General features: G+C 50.1%; 16 protein-coding genes and 5 pseudogenes. 10 read left to right on the top strand and 11 right to left on the bottom strand.

Features of this window, described 5'->3' with window-relative positions; all coding sequences use genetic code 11:
• Positions 1-31 precede the first annotated feature (31 nt).
• Positions 32-1,372, bottom strand: a complete 1,341-nt coding sequence (locus tag ACWWJF_RS26535; RefSeq protein WP_455871486.1) for an anaerobic C4-dicarboxylate transporter — start codon at positions 1,370-1,372, stop codon at positions 32-34.
• A 207-nt stretch (positions 1,373-1,579) separates the two neighbouring features.
• Between ACWWJF_RS26535 and ACWWJF_RS26530 the strand changes: the two genes are divergently transcribed.
• Positions 1,580-2,748, top strand: a protein-coding gene (locus ACWWJF_RS26530; protein WP_455868400.1) for an IS3 family transposase whose coding sequence is annotated in 2 segments (ribosomal slippage) — positions 1,580-1,835 and positions 1,835-2,748 — 1,170 coding nt in all. Because the reading frame shifts where the segments join, the coding sequence is not laid out codon by codon here.
• 9 nt (positions 2,749-2,757) lie between these two features.
• On the opposite strand, the pseudogene ACWWJF_RS26525 reads toward ACWWJF_RS26530, so the two are convergent.
• Positions 2,758-3,546 (bottom strand): annotated as a pseudogene (locus ACWWJF_RS26525) (helix-turn-helix domain-containing protein); the annotation flags it as partial.
• Between ACWWJF_RS26525 and ACWWJF_RS26520 the strand changes: the two are divergent.
• The 3 genes from ACWWJF_RS26520 to ACWWJF_RS26510 all read left to right on the top strand — a co-directional run bounded on the left by ACWWJF_RS26520 (position 3,518) and on the right by ACWWJF_RS26510 (position 5,383).
• Entirely contained in the window at positions 3,518-3,730 is a 213-nt protein-coding gene (locus ACWWJF_RS26520; RefSeq protein ID WP_455871387.1) for a hypothetical protein, read from the top strand. The pseudogene ACWWJF_RS26525 and the gene ACWWJF_RS26520 overlap by 29 nt on opposite strands.
• A gap of 31 nt (positions 3,731-3,761) precedes the next feature.
• Entirely contained in the window at positions 3,762-4,913 is a 1,152-nt protein-coding gene (locus tag ACWWJF_RS26515; RefSeq protein ID WP_455871386.1) for a glycoside hydrolase family 1 protein, read from the top strand.
• 110 nt (positions 4,914-5,023) lie between these two features.
• Positions 5,024-5,383 (top strand): family 1 glycosylhydrolase, encoded by a 360-nt coding sequence (locus tag ACWWJF_RS26510; RefSeq protein WP_455871385.1) that lies wholly within the window; start codon positions 5,024-5,026, stop codon positions 5,381-5,383.
• 3 nt (positions 5,384-5,386) lie between these two features.
• Here ACWWJF_RS26510 and mltB read toward each other — a convergent pair whose 3' ends face one another.
• Positions 5,387-6,532: a lytic murein transglycosylase B gene (gene mltB, locus ACWWJF_RS26505; RefSeq protein WP_455871485.1), complete on the bottom strand. Its 1,146-nt coding sequence runs from the start codon at positions 6,530-6,532 to the stop codon at positions 5,387-5,389.
• A 402-nt stretch (positions 6,533-6,934) separates the two neighbouring features.
• On the opposite strand from mltB, the pseudogene ACWWJF_RS26500 reads away from it, so the two are divergent.
• Together ACWWJF_RS26500 and ACWWJF_RS26495 are read left to right on the top strand one after the other, a co-directional pair.
• Positions 6,935-7,745, top strand: a pseudogene (locus tag ACWWJF_RS26500) (IS5 family transposase).
• A 60-nt stretch (positions 7,746-7,805) separates the two neighbouring features.
• The gene (locus ACWWJF_RS26495) at positions 7,806-8,729 is read left to right on the top strand and encodes an IS5 family transposase (protein WP_455868634.1); all 924 of its coding nucleotides are present in this window, start codon (positions 7,806-7,808) and stop codon (positions 8,727-8,729) included.
• A 36-nt stretch (positions 8,730-8,765) separates the two neighbouring features.
• Here ACWWJF_RS26495 and ACWWJF_RS26490 read toward each other — a convergent pair whose 3' ends face one another.
• Positions 8,766-9,320, bottom strand: coding sequence for a metal-dependent hydrolase (locus tag ACWWJF_RS26490; protein ID WP_455871384.1), 555 nt, complete (start codon positions 9,318-9,320; stop codon positions 8,766-8,768).
• A 207-nt stretch (positions 9,321-9,527) separates the two neighbouring features.
• Between ACWWJF_RS26490 and ACWWJF_RS26485 the strand changes: the two are divergent.
• Positions 9,528-10,145: pseudogene (locus tag ACWWJF_RS26485) on the top strand (Rpn family recombination-promoting nuclease/putative transposase); the annotation flags it as partial.
• Positions 10,146-10,187: 42 nt separating this feature from the next.
• Here ACWWJF_RS26485 and ACWWJF_RS26480 read toward each other — a convergent pair.
• Positions 10,188-11,042 (bottom strand): annotated as a pseudogene (locus ACWWJF_RS26480) (IS3 family transposase); the annotation flags it as partial.
• Between the two features lie 133 nt (positions 11,043-11,175).
• On the opposite strand from ACWWJF_RS26480, the gene ACWWJF_RS26475 reads away from it, so the two are divergent.
• Positions 11,176-12,344, top strand: a protein-coding gene (locus ACWWJF_RS26475; protein WP_455871383.1) for an IS3 family transposase whose coding sequence is annotated in 2 segments (ribosomal slippage) — positions 11,176-11,431 and positions 11,431-12,344 — 1,170 coding nt in all. Because the reading frame shifts where the segments join, the coding sequence is not laid out codon by codon here.
• A gap of 55 nt (positions 12,345-12,399) precedes the next feature.
• A complete protein-coding gene (locus ACWWJF_RS26470; RefSeq protein ID WP_455871382.1) occupies positions 12,400-12,831 on the top strand; it encodes a transposase in 432 nt (143 codons plus the stop codon).
• 355 nt (positions 12,832-13,186) lie between these two features.
• Here ACWWJF_RS26470 and ACWWJF_RS26465 read toward each other — a convergent pair whose 3' ends face one another.
• On the bottom strand, positions 13,187-14,119 hold the full coding sequence (locus ACWWJF_RS26465; protein ID WP_455871381.1) for an Rpn family recombination-promoting nuclease/putative transposase: 933 nt from the start codon (positions 14,117-14,119) through the stop codon (positions 13,187-13,189).
• Positions 14,120-14,320: 201 nt separating this feature from the next.
• Between ACWWJF_RS26465 and ACWWJF_RS26460 the strand changes: the two genes are divergently transcribed.
• Complete coding sequence (locus ACWWJF_RS26460) at positions 14,321-15,361, top strand: IS481 family transposase (protein ID WP_455871380.1); 1,041 nt, start codon at positions 14,321-14,323, stop codon at positions 15,359-15,361.
• Between the two features lie 39 nt (positions 15,362-15,400).
• On the opposite strand, the gene ACWWJF_RS26455 is transcribed toward ACWWJF_RS26460, so the two are convergent.
• The 5 genes and pseudogenes from ACWWJF_RS26455 to ACWWJF_RS26435 all read right to left on the bottom strand — a co-directional run.
• Positions 15,401-15,955, bottom strand: coding sequence for an ORF6N domain-containing protein (locus tag ACWWJF_RS26455; RefSeq protein ID WP_455871379.1), 555 nt, complete (start codon positions 15,953-15,955; stop codon positions 15,401-15,403).
• On the bottom strand, positions 15,948-16,187 hold the full coding sequence (locus tag ACWWJF_RS26450) for a hypothetical protein (RefSeq protein WP_455871378.1): 240 nt from the start codon (positions 16,185-16,187) through the stop codon (positions 15,948-15,950). Before ACWWJF_RS26450 ends, ACWWJF_RS26455 begins: the two co-directional genes overlap by 8 nt.
• 303 nt (positions 16,188-16,490) lie before the next feature.
• Complete coding sequence (locus ACWWJF_RS26445; RefSeq protein WP_455871377.1) at positions 16,491-17,255, bottom strand: hypothetical protein; 765 nt, start codon at positions 17,253-17,255, stop codon at positions 16,491-16,493.
• 13 nt (positions 17,256-17,268) lie between these two features.
• Positions 17,269-17,586, bottom strand: coding sequence for a helix-turn-helix transcriptional regulator (locus tag ACWWJF_RS26440; protein WP_455871376.1), 318 nt, complete (start codon positions 17,584-17,586; stop codon positions 17,269-17,271).
• A gap of 152 nt (positions 17,587-17,738) precedes the next feature.
• Positions 17,739-18,014, bottom strand: a pseudogene (locus ACWWJF_RS26435) (tyrosine-type recombinase/integrase); the annotation flags it as partial.
• Positions 18,015-18,072: the final 58 nt, after the last annotated feature.

Here is an 18,072-nt window from a genome sequence, read left to right as displayed (position 1 = left end):
CCGAGAACCGGGCGGTTTTTTATGGCAAGAATTAGAGGAAGCCGTACATGGCGGCAAATACCCAGACAAACACACAGGATGTGGATACGCCAATCAACCCCGGCAGAATAAAGCTGTGGTTGATAACGAAGCGCCCAATCTTGGTGGTACCGGAGCGGTCGAACTGGATGGCAGCCAGATCGCTTGGGTAGGTAGGCAGAATATAGTAGCCATAGCAGGCGGGCGCTGAGGCGACGATATATGCCGGATCCACACCGATGGCTAACGCTACCGGCACGATCGCTGCCAGTACTGCCGCCTGCGAGTTAACAAACTTCGACACCAGTAGCAAGATCAACGCATAAGCCCACGGGTACTCTTTCACCAGCGTGCCCAGCGTGGCCTTGATTTGATCCAGGTGCGCACCGAACATGGTCTCTGCCATCCAGGCTATCCCATACACCGCAACGATGGCGATCATCCCAGAGCGGAAGACCTCGTTTTTGGAGATATTGGCCGGATTGGTTTTAGTGGCAATGATAATCACTGCACCCGCAAACAGCATGAACATCTGGATGACCAGCACCATGGAAAGCGGTTTACCGCCAAAGCTTGGGCGCAAGTCCGCATCGGCACCGAGAATCGCTACCGCAGCAATGGCTGCCAGGAAGAGCCACATGGCAACCCAGTTGCTCTTGGGCAGTTTTTTATCCAGCAGCGTAGCGGTATCACCGTAAACGTAATGCTTGTTTTCTGGCACGGAGATGAATTTCTGGAAGTCTTCATCTTTATCCAGATCTTTACCGCGGAACCAACTGAAAATACCAATTGCCAGAATACCTAACAGCGTTGACGGAATGGTAATGGCCAGCAGATCGAGAAATTCCAGATGGCGACCGTTAAAAGTAAAATTCCCCAGCATGGCTAATAACGAAACCACCGCCACGGAAACCGGGCTGGCGATAATTCCCGTTTGTGCGCCGATCGAACTGGCTGCCATGGGGCGTTCCGGACGGATATTATTTTTGATGGCGACATCATAAATAATCGGCAGAATGGTATACACCACATGGCCGGTACCGCAAAGAATGGTCAGGATACAGGTGACAAACGGTGCGATGATAGAAACGTATTTCGGGTTACGGCGCAGCAGACGTTCTGCAATTTGCAACATCACATCCAACCCACCAGAGGCCTGGAGGGTGGCGGAAGCAGCAACCACCGCGATAATCACCAGCATAACGTCGACGGGCGGCGTGCCGGGTTTGAGTTTAAATACAAAGACCAGAATAACCAGCCCGATACCGCCGAGCAGGCCGAGTGCTATACCGCCTTTTCTTGCCCCGTAAAAAAGGCAGATCAGAACGATCACGAATTGAATGATAAAATGTATTAGCTCAGACCTGATCTGACAGTTACCGGTTATTTATACAGGTGTCTGTCAGATTAAATCTGGTTCAGATTTTTTTCTGCCCAGACTCGTTTACCATCAAGTAACGTGGCCATTGGCGTACGCCCGCAGCACATTGTAGTGGCACACTGATACTGGCCACCTGATCGGAGGTGATATGCTCACCTCATCAACACGACAGGTGACCTCATGGGTAAACATTTTACGGCGGAATTTAAGCTCGAAGCCGCAAAGCTGGTTGTCGACCACGGCTACACATACGTTAAGGCCGCAGAGGCGGTTAATGTCAGCCATTCTGCCATTAGTCGCTGGGTCAATAAGCTTCGCCTTGAACGACAGGGAAAAACGCCAACGGGACTTCCTCTTACCCCTGAACAGCTCGAGCTGCGTGAGATGAAGAAAAAAGTCCAATGCCTTGAAATGGAGAACGAAATCCTAAAAAAGGCTACGGCGCTCTTAATGTCGGACTCACTCAACGGTTCACGGTAGTCGACAGGCTGAGGGCGCGATACCCGGTCACGGCGTTGTGCCAAACTTTTGAGGTACATCGCAGCAGCTACAGGCACTGGCAGGCTTCCGCTAATGAACCCGACGGTGAGCGCGTGGTTAAGTGTAGTCGCGTCATGGAAGCCTGGAACGCCAGCGGCGGCTCTGCCGGCGCTCGAAGTATCGCGACCATCGTCACCGGCAGCTCTGGTGTCAAAATGGGGCGCTGGCTGGCTGGCAAGCTGATGAAGGAGCTGGGTATCGCCAGCTGCCAGCGACCGGCTCACAAATACAAACGCGGCGGCAATGAACACGTTGAAATACCGAACTATCTCAACCGCCAGTTCGCGGTTACCGCGCCGGATCAGGTCTGGTGCGGCGATGTGACCTACATCTGGACGGGCAAATGCTGGGCTTACCTTGCGGTGGTGCTAGACCTGTTCGCCCGCAAACCGGTGGGCTGGGCCATGTCGACGTCGCCGGACTCGGCGCTGACAGTTAAAGCGTTGCAGATGGCCTGGGAACTCCGGGGACAACCAACAGGAGTCATGTTCCACAGCGACCAGGGCAGCCACTATACCAGCCGTCAATACCGGCAAGCCCTGTGGCGCTGCCGGATAAAGCAGAGTATGAGTCGGCGGGGTAACTGCTGGGATAATGCGCCAATGGAGCGGTTCTTCCGCAGCCTGAAGACAGAATGGGTGCCGACAAAGGGTTACAACAGCTTCAGCGAAGCCCAGGACGCGATTATCCGCTACATCACGGGGTATTACAGCGCTATCCGGCCTCACTGGTATAACGGCGGCTTAACTCCAAACGAATCTGAGCGACTGTTCTACATACAGTCTAATGCGGTGGCCAATATTAGTTGACCACTACACTTTCGTTTTCGTATGGTCTATATCGTTGATAGCCAAGTACAGCTGATAGTCATGTTGTTCCACCTTACCGCAGTACTCCGTCCCCCTGTCCGTCAGTATTCTTAGCATTGGCAGCCCCTGGGCTTCGTAGAACGGCAGCACGCGATCATTGAGCAGGTCGGCGGCAGAGATCGGTGCTTTACTCGTGTAAAGCTTGCAGTGCGCCACTTTCGAGTACGTATCCACGAACGTCTGCTGGTAGATACGGCCAACACCTTTCAGATTACCCACGTAGAAGGTGTCCTGCGACCCCAGATAACCCGGGTGAGCAGTCTCTATTTCACCACAGGCTTCGTCGTCGTGCGCCTTCTTCTCCAGTGCAGCGATTTGAGCATCAGTAAGTACAATGCCTTCTCTGGCAACTTTTTCCTCAAGTGCCTTCAGGCGCTTACGAAAGTTTTCCAGATCGTGTCGTTGCCAGATGGAGCGCACACCGCTGCCAGAAATGAAGACGCCTTTTTTACGCAGCTCATTACTGGTCCGGTGCTGGCCATGAGCCGGGAACTCAATGGCGTAATCAACAACCGCACGTTCAGTGGCTTCATCAGCACGGTTTTTCAGGTTGGGAACCCGGCGGTTTTGGTTAACCAGAGCGTCAATGCCGCCTTCTGCCGCCAGTTCCTGATAGCGATAAAACGTGTCGCGTGACACCCCCATGATTTTACAGGCTTTTGATACGTTACCGAGTTCTTCGGCGAGATTGAGCAGGCCGGCTTTGTGTTTGGTGGTGGCGCTCGAAGATAACGCCACGGCAGCGGGTGCCTGGATCTCTACCGTGGTCACGCTGCAACACTACCGCAGCTACGCGCAAGCCCATCAACAGATCGCCCGTCATCAACACACGCGGCGCTTCTTACCGCAGACCGATAACGTGGCGCTGTATCAGGCTCAGGCGGTAAAAAGCCGCATCGTGCAGGAACACATTTATTCATGATCGTTTTCTACTCATACACCAAGGTGATTGCATGCTGAACAAGATAAAAACTGACTTTCCGACTGACTTTCTGTGGGGCGCAGCCACCTCCGCTTTTCAGGTAGAAGGTGGCTATCTGGATGATGGAAAAGGGCTTTCCAAGGCGGACACGCGCGCGTTGTTGAAATCTCATCTACAGGCCGACACCAAAGTCGCCAGTGGACACTACACCCACTGGCGGGAAGATATCGCCTTGATGGCCGAGTTGGGCCTGCGTTCCTACCGTTTTTCCATCGCCTGGACCCGGATTTTCCCCAATGGCGATAAAACCGAACCAAATCAGGCAGGGATTGATTTTTATATGACACTGATCGATGAATTACGCCACCACCACATTGAGCCCATCGTCACCCTGTACCATTTCGACTTTCCGGAAGGATTGAATAAAAACTACGGTGGCTGGCTGGCGCGCGAATCGATCGCCGATTTCGAGAAATATGCGCGCACGTTGTTTCGCGCCTTTGGCGATCGGGTGAAATACTGGCTGACCATCAACGAACAGAACCTGATGCTGTCCGTGGATGTACTCATGGGATTGCAGGGTCTGGATGCCAACGAGGCCGATCGCCGTCGCTATCAGATGAACCACCACATGTTTCTGGCGACCGCCAAGGCGATTGAAGCCTGTCATGAACTGCTGCCACAGGCGAAGATTGGTCCGGCGGTTTCCTATGTGCCTATCTACCCGGCATCACCGCGCCCTGAAGATGTTTTAGCCGCGCGTCAGAACCACGATCTGCGCAACCACGCCATGCTGCACGTACATTGCTATGGCGACTATCCCGGTTACTACACCGTATTTTTACAACAGCACGGCTGGTATCCGCAGGTGGAAGACGGTGATTTTGACTACCTGCGGCAGCATGCGTCGGATTTCATCGCCTTTAACTACTATCGCACCAACGTTGCCAGTGCCTGTCCGGCAGACATCACCGCACAGGAAATTGAACGCATCAAAGACCAAACAGGCGATCGTTTGGCATCCGTAGTCCCCGGTTACTATCAGCGCGAAAAGAACCCCTACCTGAAGGCGACAGAATATGGCTGGCAGATCGACCCGATCGGGGCTTTGTTGAATAAACAGATTTTATGCTACCAGCCCAGTAAAACGATTGTTTCCAGCAACGTAAAATCATGCAGTTAAGCATCATGAGAAAACGGAATGCCTGAGGTGATAAGCATTTTCTACCAAAATGGGCATAGTAAAACAGCACGATTCCCTATTATTCAACAAAGCCCCCGATCGGCTTTCGTTTGGCCTTCCGTGAACTGCACGAACACTATCGACTACCGCTGATGGTGACAGAGAATGGGTTGGGTACACGTGATGAACTCACAGCAGACGGTCAGGTGCACGACGACTATCGCATTGCCTATATTCGCGATCATATCGAGCAGATGCGTCTCGTCATTCAGGACGGCGCGCAGGTTCTTTCCTATAACCCCTGGACCTTTATTGATGTGCTCAGTTCGAGCGATGGTTTCAAGAAGCGCTATGGGTTTGTCTATATCGATCGGGGTGAGTTCGATCCCACCCCGTTAACGCGTATCAAGAAGGACAGCTTCTGCTGGTATCAGGCGTTGATCTGCAATAACGGCAACGCCCCTGAGTGAGGTTTATTCCCAACGGAGGCTGGGTTGCGTCCCACTGGTTGGCAGGCGAGCGGGCATCGCCTGTACGGCGTTGCCCTGGCTGGCCTGCTTAACCGCCAGCCCCAGTTGCCACACGGCCATGGCATAGTGGACGCTGTGGTTGTAGCGGGTGATGGTGTAGAAATTCGGCAAGCCGAACCAGTATTGGAATTGGTTACCCATATCCAAACGCAGCAAACTGACCTCAGTATACCCAATCAGCGGCTGGGCAGTACGCAATCCGGCCGCCGTTAGCGTCGCCACCGGATAACGCGTTTTGAAACCACTGTCCCAGGTGTTGGGTACCTGCCCTTGTGTCGGGATCGCCACCTCGGCACCGGCGGTCCAGCCGTGTGCCTTGAAGTAGTTGGCCACACTGCCGATAGCATCAACCGGATCCCACAAGTTGATATGTCCGTCACCGTTAAAATCGACGGCATACTGCTTAAACGACGATGGCATAAACTGACCGTAACCCATGGCACCCGCATAGGAGCCTTTGAGAGAGAGCGGATCGTCCCCCTCTTTTCGCGCCATCAGCAGGAAGGTTTCCAGCTCACCGGCAAAATAGTCGGCACGGCGCGGATAGGCAAATGCCAGCGTGGCCAAAGCGTCGATAATGCGGGTTTTTCCCATCACTCGTCCCCAGCGGGTTTCCACGCCAATAATGCCGACGATGATCTCGGGCGGCACGCCATAGGTTTGCCAGGCGCGTTGTAAGGCATCGCTGTACTGATTCCAGAACATCACCCCATTTTGTACGTTATCCGGCGTAATGAATTTGCTGCGATAGCGCACCCAGGCACCGTTTGGGGTTGGAGGTCCACCGGAAGAGACCGACGCTTGCTGATCCATCAAACGGATCACCCAATCGAGCTTTTTGGCCTGTATCAGAACATCGTGCAATTGCTGGCGATCGAACCCGTGTTCTTGCACCATGCGGGCAACAAAACGGTCAGTTTCTTTGTTGAATGCAAAATCGCCTTGTTGCAGTGGTCCGGTATGCTCAGGTTGCAATAAAAAGCCACCGGATACCGGCGATTGGTTGGCAGGCTCAGCCGCCGAGGGTGCAGGGGTATGGCTGCTACAGGCAGCCAGCAGCAGGGGTAACACAACAGCCAAATAACGCATCAGAAAGCCATTTAACGCCAAATGATAGGATACATCTATGGTAAGCCAAAGCTCGGTATGAAAAAACAGAAATATCGAAATGAAACAGCGCGGTGCTTTGTCTGTCGTGGTCTCAGACTGATGATAAAGCCGCTTTATTCATGGTAATCCTCGGCGAAAGCCGGGGATCTCTGCATGAATAAACGCGTCTCTTCTGCGCGAGATTCCCGCCTTCGCGGGAATGACGAAAATGGGCAGGATTGACGGATGAAGATGGAATCGCCGTTTTAGGCAAATTTGTCAGCAACATAAAACCCCGGCAACATTTGCCGGGGTTTTTCACTAACATACTATGGAACACTAGGCTGTGTCCCTTAATCCCATGAGTTATACTAACTGTTTGTTTCTACATCATTTTGAACTATGGCTCGCTACGACCTTCCCGATGAAGCATGGGCTATCATCCAGCCCTTACTCCCTGCTGAACCAGCAACACCACAGGCCGGACGCCCATGGGCTGAGCATCGCATGATTATCAATGGCATGTTCTGGGTGCTGTGCCTGGTGCCCCATGGCGTGATTTACCTGAGCGATACGGCCCATGGAAAACCGTTTATAACCGCTTTAACCGATGGTCAAAATCGGGAGTCATTAACATTATTTTCAATAAGTTACTTTCATCACTTGATGCCCATGGCCTCGTGGACTGGTCAGCGACTGCGCTGGATGGTAGCAATATCAGGGCGCTGAAATGTGCTGCCGGTGCTCAAAAAAACATCCCGATATCACCGGAGATAATGGGCTGGGTCGCTCTCGAGGTGGTTTTGGCACCAAAATCCATATGGCTACAGACGGAAGTGGTCTTCCGTTAAACATCGTGTTGAGCCCCGGTCAGGCTCATGAAAGTCAGTTTGCACTACGTCTTTTGGACGGTATTGGTGTTCAACGCCAGAACGGCAGTATGAAACGCCGTGGTCATGCGGTACTCGCTGACAAGGCGTACTCCGGGCATGTATTACGTAACGAGCTGAAAAAAAGAGGTATAAAAACTGTCATCCCCCGAAAATCCACTGAAAAAATGGCGGTGGATGGTCGTTCAAAGCTCGATCGTGACGCCTACCGCAATCGGAACGTTGTTGAGCGGTGCTTTGGCCGTCTGAAAGAATACCGTCGCATTGCGACACGTTACGACAAAACGGCGAGGAATTATCTGGCAATGGGCTTTGTTGAATAAATAGAAAGTTTGGTTAATCATCGGATCAGATCACCATAGTTGTTTCAACATCAGGTCTCCATGGCAAAACAAAATTTTAAAATCACTAACTGGCCCTCCTATAACAAGGCCCTCAAGCAGCGCGGTTCTCTAACCGTATGGCTAGATGAATCAGCCATTGCTGCATGGACGGAAAAAACGACTACTGAACGGCGTGGACGACCGCTCCACTACTCAGATATGGCCATCACCACAGTCCTGATGATGAAACGCGTGTTTGGCCTTTCATTGAGGGCTTTACAGGGTTTTGTTGACTCGATTTTTAAACTGATTAAATTGTCGCTGCATTGTCCAGACTATTCGCTGCTCAGCAAGCGAGCAAAGACAGTGAACATCAGCATAAAAACGCCAACCCGTGGTGAAATCTCACATCTGGTCATTGATGGAACCGGCCTGAAGGTCTTTGGCGAAGGCGAATGGAAAGTCCGGCAGCATGGTGCCGACAGACGCAGGGTGTGGCGTAAGCTGCATCTGGCAGTAGACAGTGCGACGCATGAGATTATCTGTGCGGATTTGTCGCTCAGTGGTACGACTGATGCCCAGGCTCTACCGGCACTGATAAACCAGACCCACCGGAAAATCAGAGAGGCATCGGCTGACGGCGCTTACGATACAGGTTACTGCCATGATGCTCTGCTGAGGAAGAAAATAAGGCCGCTTATCCCGCCGCGAAGGGGGGCGCAATATTGGCCGGACCACTACCACGAGCGTAACCACGCTGTTGCAAATCAGCGCCTGAGCGGCAGCAACGATACCTGGAAAAAGAAAGTGGGCTATCACCGACGCTCAGTGGCTGAAACGGCCATGTTCCGGTTCAAAACGCTTCTGGGTGGTCATCTAAGTCTGCGTGACTACGATGCTCAGGTGGGTGAAGCCATGGCGATGGTCAAAGCGCTTAACCGGATCACGCTATTAGGAATGCCGAACAGTATTCGCATCACGTAACAATCGACCTGGGGCACAGTCGTTACAAGTTCTGATTTATTCAACAAAGCCTATAGAATCAGTAACCAATAATTTATTACTTATTAATATGTCAAAGGGATACAGAACCGTACATACAAGTACCAATACACAAAATATTCGTTCCCACTTAGGATATTTACTGGGGTTCAATATTGGCATACAGAAACGTCGACGATATGGCCATAGTAACGGTATTCCTGCTGGTGTTAACATATCAGCTACAACGTGGCTAATATAACCAACGACCATGGCATGGACAAAATCTACCGGTATCGGAATGATAATTCGTGACAACAAGTCTGAAGAAAGAAATATGCCGCACCCTACAATAGCCAGAAAACTGTGAGTAATACCTCTATGACCGAACACTTTGGCAATGGGTATCGAAAGCCATTTTAATCGCTGGCCTAAAAAAGACTTGGGGTGATCGATATCTGGCAGCAGGCAGGTTAATATTCCGCCAATAATGATATGCCCCCAGCTCCCTTGAGCTAATGCTGGTGATAACTCCAATTTCTTCGCAAAAATAGCGCTTGCTAAAGCAAAGATAAAATGCCCGCCAGCAGTCATAGTAACCACACATAGTTATATTTAAATATGATTATTTATTTGTGTGCATTATGCAGCTAAAATAATTCAACAATCAACAGTTTACTAAGTTAAAAACTCAGTCAATGCTAGATAGCTGTTGCTAACATCCATCAGAAGCGATCCGGCTTATTAGAGGTTCAGTAATTTCAATGGTAGACTATCCCCTTAACGCGGTATACTACACTCATGAAAAAATCCTCACTATCCCAACATGATTCACTGTTCAAAAAGTTTCTTGGCGATATTGCTGTAGCTCGGAACTTTCTGGAAGTGCATTTGCCACCTCATCTTCGAGAGCGCTGCGATTTCAGCACTCTTGCAATGGAATCAGGTAGCTTTATCGAAGATGACTTGCGTACCCAGTGTTCAGATATGCTTTACTCTGTGCAGACGAATTCGGGGAAAGGTTATATATACACAGTAGTCGAGCACCAGAGCCGCCCTGAAAAGCTAATGGCATTCAGGCTTTTACGGTACAGTGTGGCAGCCATGCAGCGGCATCTTGAACAAGGCAATGACTCTTTGCCTGTCGTAATCCCCCTCCTGTTTTATCATGGCACCACATCACCCTACCCCTACAGCACAAAATGGTTCGATTGCTTTGCTGACCCTGAACTGGCCGAATCAGTCTATAGGCAAGCATTTCCGCTAGTTGATATTACCACGATACCGGATGAGGAGATCCTAACGCACCGCCGAGTAGCACTCCTGCAACTCGTACAAAAGCACATCAGAACGCGAGATATGTTGGAACTTGCCGCAGAGTTAGCAACTCTAATAGAAAAGTGGCAGTATTCCAAAGAACAATGTGATCTTGACCCACCATCTCCGGACAGCTTTTGTATCTTAAGTTAACGATGCCCGCTGGCGCCGATATTCTCTTGGGGAGTTGTATCCCAGCGCACTGTGCGGATGGTTTTCATTGTAATGATTGAACGCCGCTGCAAGATTCTTCAGCGCTGTTCGCACATCGGGTTTTGGCATGAAGGCGATGTAATCTTCCTTCATCGTCTTCACGATGCGTTCTGCCATGCCGTTACTCTGTGGACGGCTCACTGCTGTTGTGCAGGGCTCCAGATTCAGTTCTCTGGCGAACTTCCGCGTTTCATGCGCTGTGTGCGCTGAACCATTATCCGTCAGCCATTGCACTGGTTTATCCGGCAGCGCGCTACCGAAGCGTTTTTCCACCGACCTCAGCATCACATCCTGCACGGTTGAACGGTCATAACCCCTGGTGCTCGCTGCCCAGTCTATGGCCTCCCGGTCGCAGCAGTCCAGTGCGAACGTCACCCGCAGCTTCTCGCCGTTGTCACAACCGAACTCGAAGCCATCTGAGCACCAGCACATATCGCTCTCTGCTACCGCGATTTTGCCTTTATGCTCCCGCTTCGGACGTTCAGTTTTATCATGCAACAACAGCAGGTTATGCTCGCTCATTATCCTGTAAAGCCGTTTGGCGTTCACCGGTGGAAGTCCCTCTGCACGACGTTGCTTACGCAGGATACCCCACACTCGGCGGTAACCGTAACTGGGCATGTCGCTGATGATACGGAGGATGTCCGATAATATCTCAGCATCAGCTTCGTCATTACGCCGGTTGCTGCGCCTGTCCAGCCAGTCGGCAGAACGGTTAACCCGCAGTGACAGCTGCGCACGCGACACGCTCATGGCGCGGCTGACCAGAGCGATTCCCCGTCCTTTGTGCGTATTCGCATGCGATCGATCATCGATTCGCATCTAAGGTCGATCACGTTTTCGCATTGTAGTGGCACACTGATACTGGCCACCTGATCGGAGGTGATATGCTCACCTCATCAACACGACAGGTGACCTCATGGGTAAACATTTTACGGCGGAATTTAAGCTCGAAGCCGCAAAGCTGGTTGTCGACCACGGCTACACATACGTTAAGGCCGCAGAGGCGGTTAATGTCAGCCATTCTGCCATTAGTCGCTGGGTCAATAAGCTTCGCCTTGAACGACAGGGAAAAACGCCAACGGGACTTCCTCTTACCCCTGAACAGCTCGAGCTGCGTGAGATGAAGAAAAAAGTCCAATGCCTTGAAATGGAGAACGAAATCCTAAAAAAGGCTACGGCGCTCTTAATGTCGGACTCACTCAACGGTTCACGGTAGTCGACAGGCTGAGGGCGCGATACCCGGTCACGGCGTTGTGCCAAACTTTTGAGGTACATCGCAGCAGCTACAGGCACTGGCAGGCTTCCGCTAATGAACCCGACGGTGAGCGCGTGGTTAAGTGTAGCCGCGTCATGGAAGCCTGGAACGCCAGCGGCGGCTCTGCCGGCGCTCGAAGTATCGCGACCATCGTCACCGGCAGCTCCGGTGTCAAAATGGGGCGCTGGCTGGCTGGCAAGCTGATGAAGGAGCTGGGTATCGCCAGCTGCCAGCGACCGGCTCACAAATACAAACGCGGCGGCAATGAACACGTTGAAATACCGAACTATCTCAACCGCCAGTTCGCGGTTACCGCGCCGGATCAGGTCTGGTGCGGCGATGTGACCTACATCTGGACGGGCAAATGCTGGGCTTACCTTGCGGTGGTGCTAAATCTGTTCGCCCGCAAACCGGTGGGCTGGGCCATGTCGACGTCGCCGGACTCGGCGCTGACAGTTAAAGCGTTGCAGATGGCCTGGGAACTCCGGGGACAACTAACAGGAGTCATGTTCCACAGCGACCAGGGCAGCCACTATACCAGCCGTCAATACCGGCAAGCCCTGTGGCGCTGCCGGATAAAGCAGAGTATGAGTCGGCGGGGTAACTGCTGGGATAATGCGCCAATGGAGCGGTTCTTCCGCAGCCTGAAGACAGAATGGGTGCCGACAAAGGGTTACAACAGCTTCAGCGAAGCCCAGGACGCGATTATCCGCTACATCACGGGGTATTACAGCGCTATCCGGCCTCACTGGTATAACGGCGGCTTAACTCCAAACGAATCTGAGCGACTGTTCTACATACAGTCTAATGCGGTGGCCAATATTAGTTGACCACTACAAACCGACAAAAAATGCGTGGCGGACTGCAAAATATCTGGGACGCTATTTGAAAAAGCCAGCGGTATCAGGTTGTCGTTTGGCCCACTATGACGGCGGCTCCCGTATAACTCTACGTTTTCTTAACCATCGCACAAATCATCATGAAAATTTGGAATTACCACAACGTGAGTTGATTTTACGACTGATTAAGCATATCCCGGAAAAACACTTTCGGATGGTGCGGTACTTTGGTTTTCTGGCGAACCGAGTGGTTAGAACATTATTGCCGAAGGTAAAAAAGGCACTGAGTCAGGAAGAAAACAAACCTGTAAAAGTAGTGACATTTTCCAGCCTCAGCCAAGCACTGCTCAATACGGACCCGTTTAAATGTATTTTGTGTGGCGGAAAAATGGTCTATCAGCGGGTCTTGTATGGGCTGGCAACAAAGGATCTGGTTGCTAACGCAGTGGAAATAGCGCGAATGCGTTACGTGATGTAATGCAGGGAAGAGCTGCCTGAATTCAGCAAAGTCGTTCAAAAATCAGTCGATTAGCCCACGAATAATGATTTCACTCCCTCTTGTGCTGAAAAAAACAGCAAATCTCACCGACTGTGATCTCTATTTCATGCGGCCTCAGGTGTATTAGTCGCGACTAATACAAATAATTAAAAAAGTAATAAACCACATACTTAATATAGCAATATTAATTTTTGTTTATTTTTTAATATTCAAATAAAAACACACTCAATCAACTTTAAGATGTAGGAATAGGGGAAACTAGATAGCCTGACTCCTCACGCCTTCTACTGTATAAACGACTGTATCTTAAAGTATTTTGAGTATAGCTTCTTTCTCATAGTTTATCTAGTTCACTATCTGAAAGACTGGTATAGCGTTTAATATTTTCTCTCGCTACACCATCAGATAGAAGCTGTCTTGCCAGTTGGCGAGTAGCTTCTTGCTTGCCTTCGTTAACCCCATCCTGTCGGCCTAGCTGGTAGCCTTCATGTTTGCCTTTCTCGCGGCCTTTAGCCTCAAGCTGTTCTGCAATCGTCATAAAATCCTCTCGGTAAGTCGGTGCTTTTTCCGCAAGGGTTCGGATGAATCCCTCGCCATCAATTGTATTCCCTGCTTTAGCTATATAATATAATAAACTCTTGCATTGTTCTTTGGAATACTGCCATTTTTCTATTAGAGTAGCTAATTCTACGGCAAGTTCCAACATATCGCGCGTTCGGATGTGCTTTTGTACAAGTTGCAGGAGTGCGACTCGTCGGTGGGTCAGGATCTCCTCATCCGGTATCGTGGTAATATCAACCAGTGGGAATGCTTGCTGATACACTGTAGCTGCCAATCCTGGATCAGCAAAACAGTCCAGGAAGTGCGTGCTATAAGGATAAGGTGACGTAGCGCCTTGATAGAACAAGATCGGGATGACTACCGGCAAGGTGTTGTTACCTTGCTCAATATGCCGCTGCATCGCTGCCACCGCATACCGCATCAGGCGAAACGCCATTAGTTTTTCAGGGCGGCTCTGGTGCTCGACAAGACAATAAACGTAACCACCGTGGCCCGTCATAGTCTTTATCGAGTAAAGCATATCTGAACACTGGGTGCGCAAGTCGTCTTCGATAAAGCTGCCGGACTCCATAGCAAGAGTGCTGAAATCGCAGAGCTCTCGAAGATGAGGTGGCAAATGTACCTCCAAAAAGTCTCTAGCTACAGCAATATCGCCAAGGAACTTTTTGAACAGTGAATCATGTTGGGATAATGAAGATTTTGTCATTGGGGCAGTATATCGTGACCATCAAAATTTAACCATTGAAACAATGTATATAATCACCAAGTAAATTTGTGATAAACAATCATAATTTTATAAATTATTTGTATTAGTCGCGACTTGATCTGACACTGGACCTTGAAAGGTTGAGAGTTACCGGTTTTGATATGGGTGTCGAATCCTTATACAAAACACGAGGTAACTCTCATGCTTCATACTAACAATCCCATCATCAAACACAAAGCCGGCCTGCTCAATCTCGCCGAAGAACTCGGTAACGTATCAAAAGCCTGTAAAATCATGGGTGTGTCACGCGACACGTTTTATCGCTATCAGGAACTGGCGGCAGAAGGCGGCATTGACGCTCTGGTTAACCAAAACCGCCGGGTTCCCAACCTGAAAAACCGTGCTGATGAAGCCACTGAACGTACGGTTGTTGATTACGCCATTGAGTTCCCGGCTCATGGCCAGCACCGGACCAGTAATGAGCTGCGTAAAAAAGGCGTCTTCATTTCTGGCAGCGGTGTGCGCTCCATCTGGCAACGACACGATCTGGAAAACTTTCGTAAGCGCCTGAAGGAACTTGAGGAAAAAGTTGCCAGAGAAGGCATCGTACTTACTGATGCTCAAATCGCTGCACTGGAGAAGAAGGCGCACGACGACGAAGCCTGTGGTGAAATAGAGACTGCTCACCTGGGTTATCTGGGGTCGCAGGACACCTTCTACGTGGGTAATCTGAAAGGTGTTGGCCGTATCTACCAGCAGACGTTCGTGGATACGTACTCGAAAGTGGCGCACTGCAAGCTTTACACGAGTAAAGCACCGATCTCTGCCGCCGACCTGCTCAATGATCGCGTGCTGCCGTTCTACGAAGCTCAGGGGCTGCCAATGCTAAGAATACTGACGGACAGGGGGACGGAGTACTGCGGTAAAGTGGAACAACATGACTATCAGCTGTACTTGGCTATCAACGATATAGACCATACGAAAACGAAAGCGATGTCTCCGCAGACAAACGGTATCTGCGAGCGCTTCCATAAAACTATTTTGCAGGATTTTTATCAGGTTGCGTTCCGTAAGACGTTATACGAGGACCTAGAAAGTCTACAAAAGGATCTGGACAACTGGTTGTGGCATTACAATAATGAGCGAACTCATCAGGGTAAAATGTGCTGCGGGCGTACGCCAATGGCCACGTTACTTGATGGTAAACGAGTCTGGGCAGAAAAAAATCTGAACCAGATTTAATCTGACAGACACCTGTATAAATAACTAGTAACTGTCAGATCAGGTCTGAGCTAATACAATTAATGTCCTGATTGCCGGGCGTATCTGCTTTAATTCCTTGCGGCGTAATGTCATGGCGGCACTTCCGGGTTTACCGTGCCCGTGAGAGGATTCCTTTTCAGCCTTGGCGACAATATGCTGGGCTTTCTCTTCTGCCATCTCGCGCAACTCTTCGAGGCTGGGTATCTCAACGTGACGGAGTTCGCCTAAGGTGTTGCGGCGGAAGTAGATATTGACCAGTTGCTTCTGTACGTCCCATGAAAGATCATCGCGAAATGATTTCACTAGCATCAAATACCCGGACTCGGTGAGAGCGGTTAGCCCACGGTTAGGCACAGAAATCCCAAAAGAACGTAAAACGTTTTTTAGAGATGCTGGAATGAGCACATAATCTTCATCACAAACAAAATGTGACCGATGAACATTGAATGCCCGCTTTGCCGTCCCTTTAGGGCGACCATGCACTTTGTCAATCATGGCGAAGGTGACGACGCGCTTACCTTGGTACTCGACTACCGGCATAGCGGTGTTCTGGATGGCGACGAAGTTAGACATGTGCCACCTCCTGAACTGTAACGATTTCCGTTATGGTTGAAGGTGGGGTGATGTTGACCCTTCCTTGCACGGGTTGACGCCCAGCCCATATCAGGCGGCTGTCTTTGAACAGGGCGATGAAGGTGCGGCGATCTTGGCGTGTGAGCGACACTTTGCCGTAGGGCGTGGTGGAGTATTCGGGGATAATCCAGTAGGTATCAATAAAATCGGGGCGAGTTTGGGCGGTAGCCATAGTTGCGGCCTCTCTAGTAGATTCTTGCGAATCTCGCTCCCCGAGTCGAAGCGGGGTGGCGAGACGTAACAGGGTTCGACTACCGGTACTAGAGAACCCGGCGAGCGCGGACGCTCCCCCGTTACACCCCGCCATTATAGAGGTACAACGCTGGAAACGGACGTAAAAAAACCGCACGTTTAAGCGGCTTATATCCATATCGTTATACACATCGTTCTAACGCACTGTTTAATCAATGAGTTACGGGTTTATCTCAGAGTGGCATTTTGAACCTCAAAAAGCCAATGGGATGGCTTGAATGCCTTAATTCACGGGGTTCTGAGCATCCTGTTCAAAAAATGGCCAAAAGATGTGTATAACGATATGGCTTATATCCGCTCTAGTACTCGGGAGTCGAAGCCCGGCACCCGTTTTATTTGGGTGCTGATGACGACTATAGGACAGATTGCCGGTAGCTTGCAAGAGCCAATTGTGTTCTAATCCCTGTGAATTTCTAGGGCTAGAAATTATAAGCGTTGAAAGAAGGGCCGGACGTGGCCCTTTTTCTTTGCCTGTCGTCTGCACAAATGCCGATTCAGGCTTGATATTCAATAGGTTGTCTGCACAGACCCCCACCATATGAGTGTATGCTAAACCATTGATTGTATTGCGAGAGGTCACAGTGACCTCCGGCATGGGGATCTGGTGGTGGCGAGATTTTGCACTCACGAGGGTTTTCGCCGATTCTGGCGAAAAGTGGGAGCCGGAATCATCATTTAACCACTTGATAAAATTACACTTCCTCACTTTGGCTAAACTAGAACATGGTTCCCATTTACCGTAACCTACTGAATTCCCGGAGGTCATCGATACAGTGACCCCGGCGCTGCCCGTTGCTGTCGCTTTGATTGAGCTAAATATTAAGCTCAATGAGCCAGCCAAGGAGAAGGCTTCTTTCTGGCTGGCCTTCCCCAAGTCAATTAATCCCTCCGTTTCAATCGGAGGAATGCCGCACTGGAATATATCGCTCACTTTATTTAAGGCGTAGGGATACCCGTTCCGGTTATTACCGGAAATTATCGTTAACATTGGGAGACCTTAATTATTTATGAGCGTTGGCGTACGGGTTATGCACGTTTTCAACTTCAGGAATATTACGCATCCAATGCATTAAATCACTCAGCAGCCACGCGCAATGTTTTTCTGTTAATGCACGACGAGCAGGGAAGCGCCCTTTTAATTCCATGCGGTGTACCGAAGAACGAGATAGCGATGTAATGCGTTTACGCTCATCCTCGCGAACCAGACGGTCATAGGGTTCATTTAATTCATCCAAAATTAATTTGCGTTCTTCTTCTGTGGGATAGACATATTTATTGGACATTTCATTTCCTCTTTGAGAATAGTGTTTTGATAGCATGGTAGCGCCTCAATTTGGAAAGTAAATAGGAGGTGTGAGAGCTAGTTTGTGGATAACTCTCACTTGGTATTTTATTTGATGTCTCCTGATGCTTCCTGGTGTTTCTAGACGCATCAATGCTTGTACGAAAAAAAGTTTAAAATATTTTCTCGTCAGCCTGACTTTTTATTCTCGGAGGTGATAAATGGGTGTTTTTTAGCCAATTCATCTAATCTATCTACCCACATATTGAGCGCATCGAGCTTTTCCGGTAGGTACTGACTCCGGTTGTAAATACCCATCACCCCCGGCATAGCATGGCCTAGAAGCTGCTCTACGATATGTGGAGCTACACCCATGTCATTCATCTTGGTTGCCAACGTTCGGCGTAGGTCGTGAGGCGTCCATGGGGTATTGTGATTTAAAGTCTTCCATACCCTACAGCCCCATACGGGCTTTGTTGAATAATAGGGAATCGTGCTGTTTTACTATGCGCATTTTGGTAGA

It is taken from the genome of Symbiopectobacterium sp. Eva_TO (assembly GCF_053848865.1).
The sequence above is the reverse complement of the archived record's forward strand: the minus strand, read 5'-3'. Positions and strand labels throughout refer to the sequence as shown.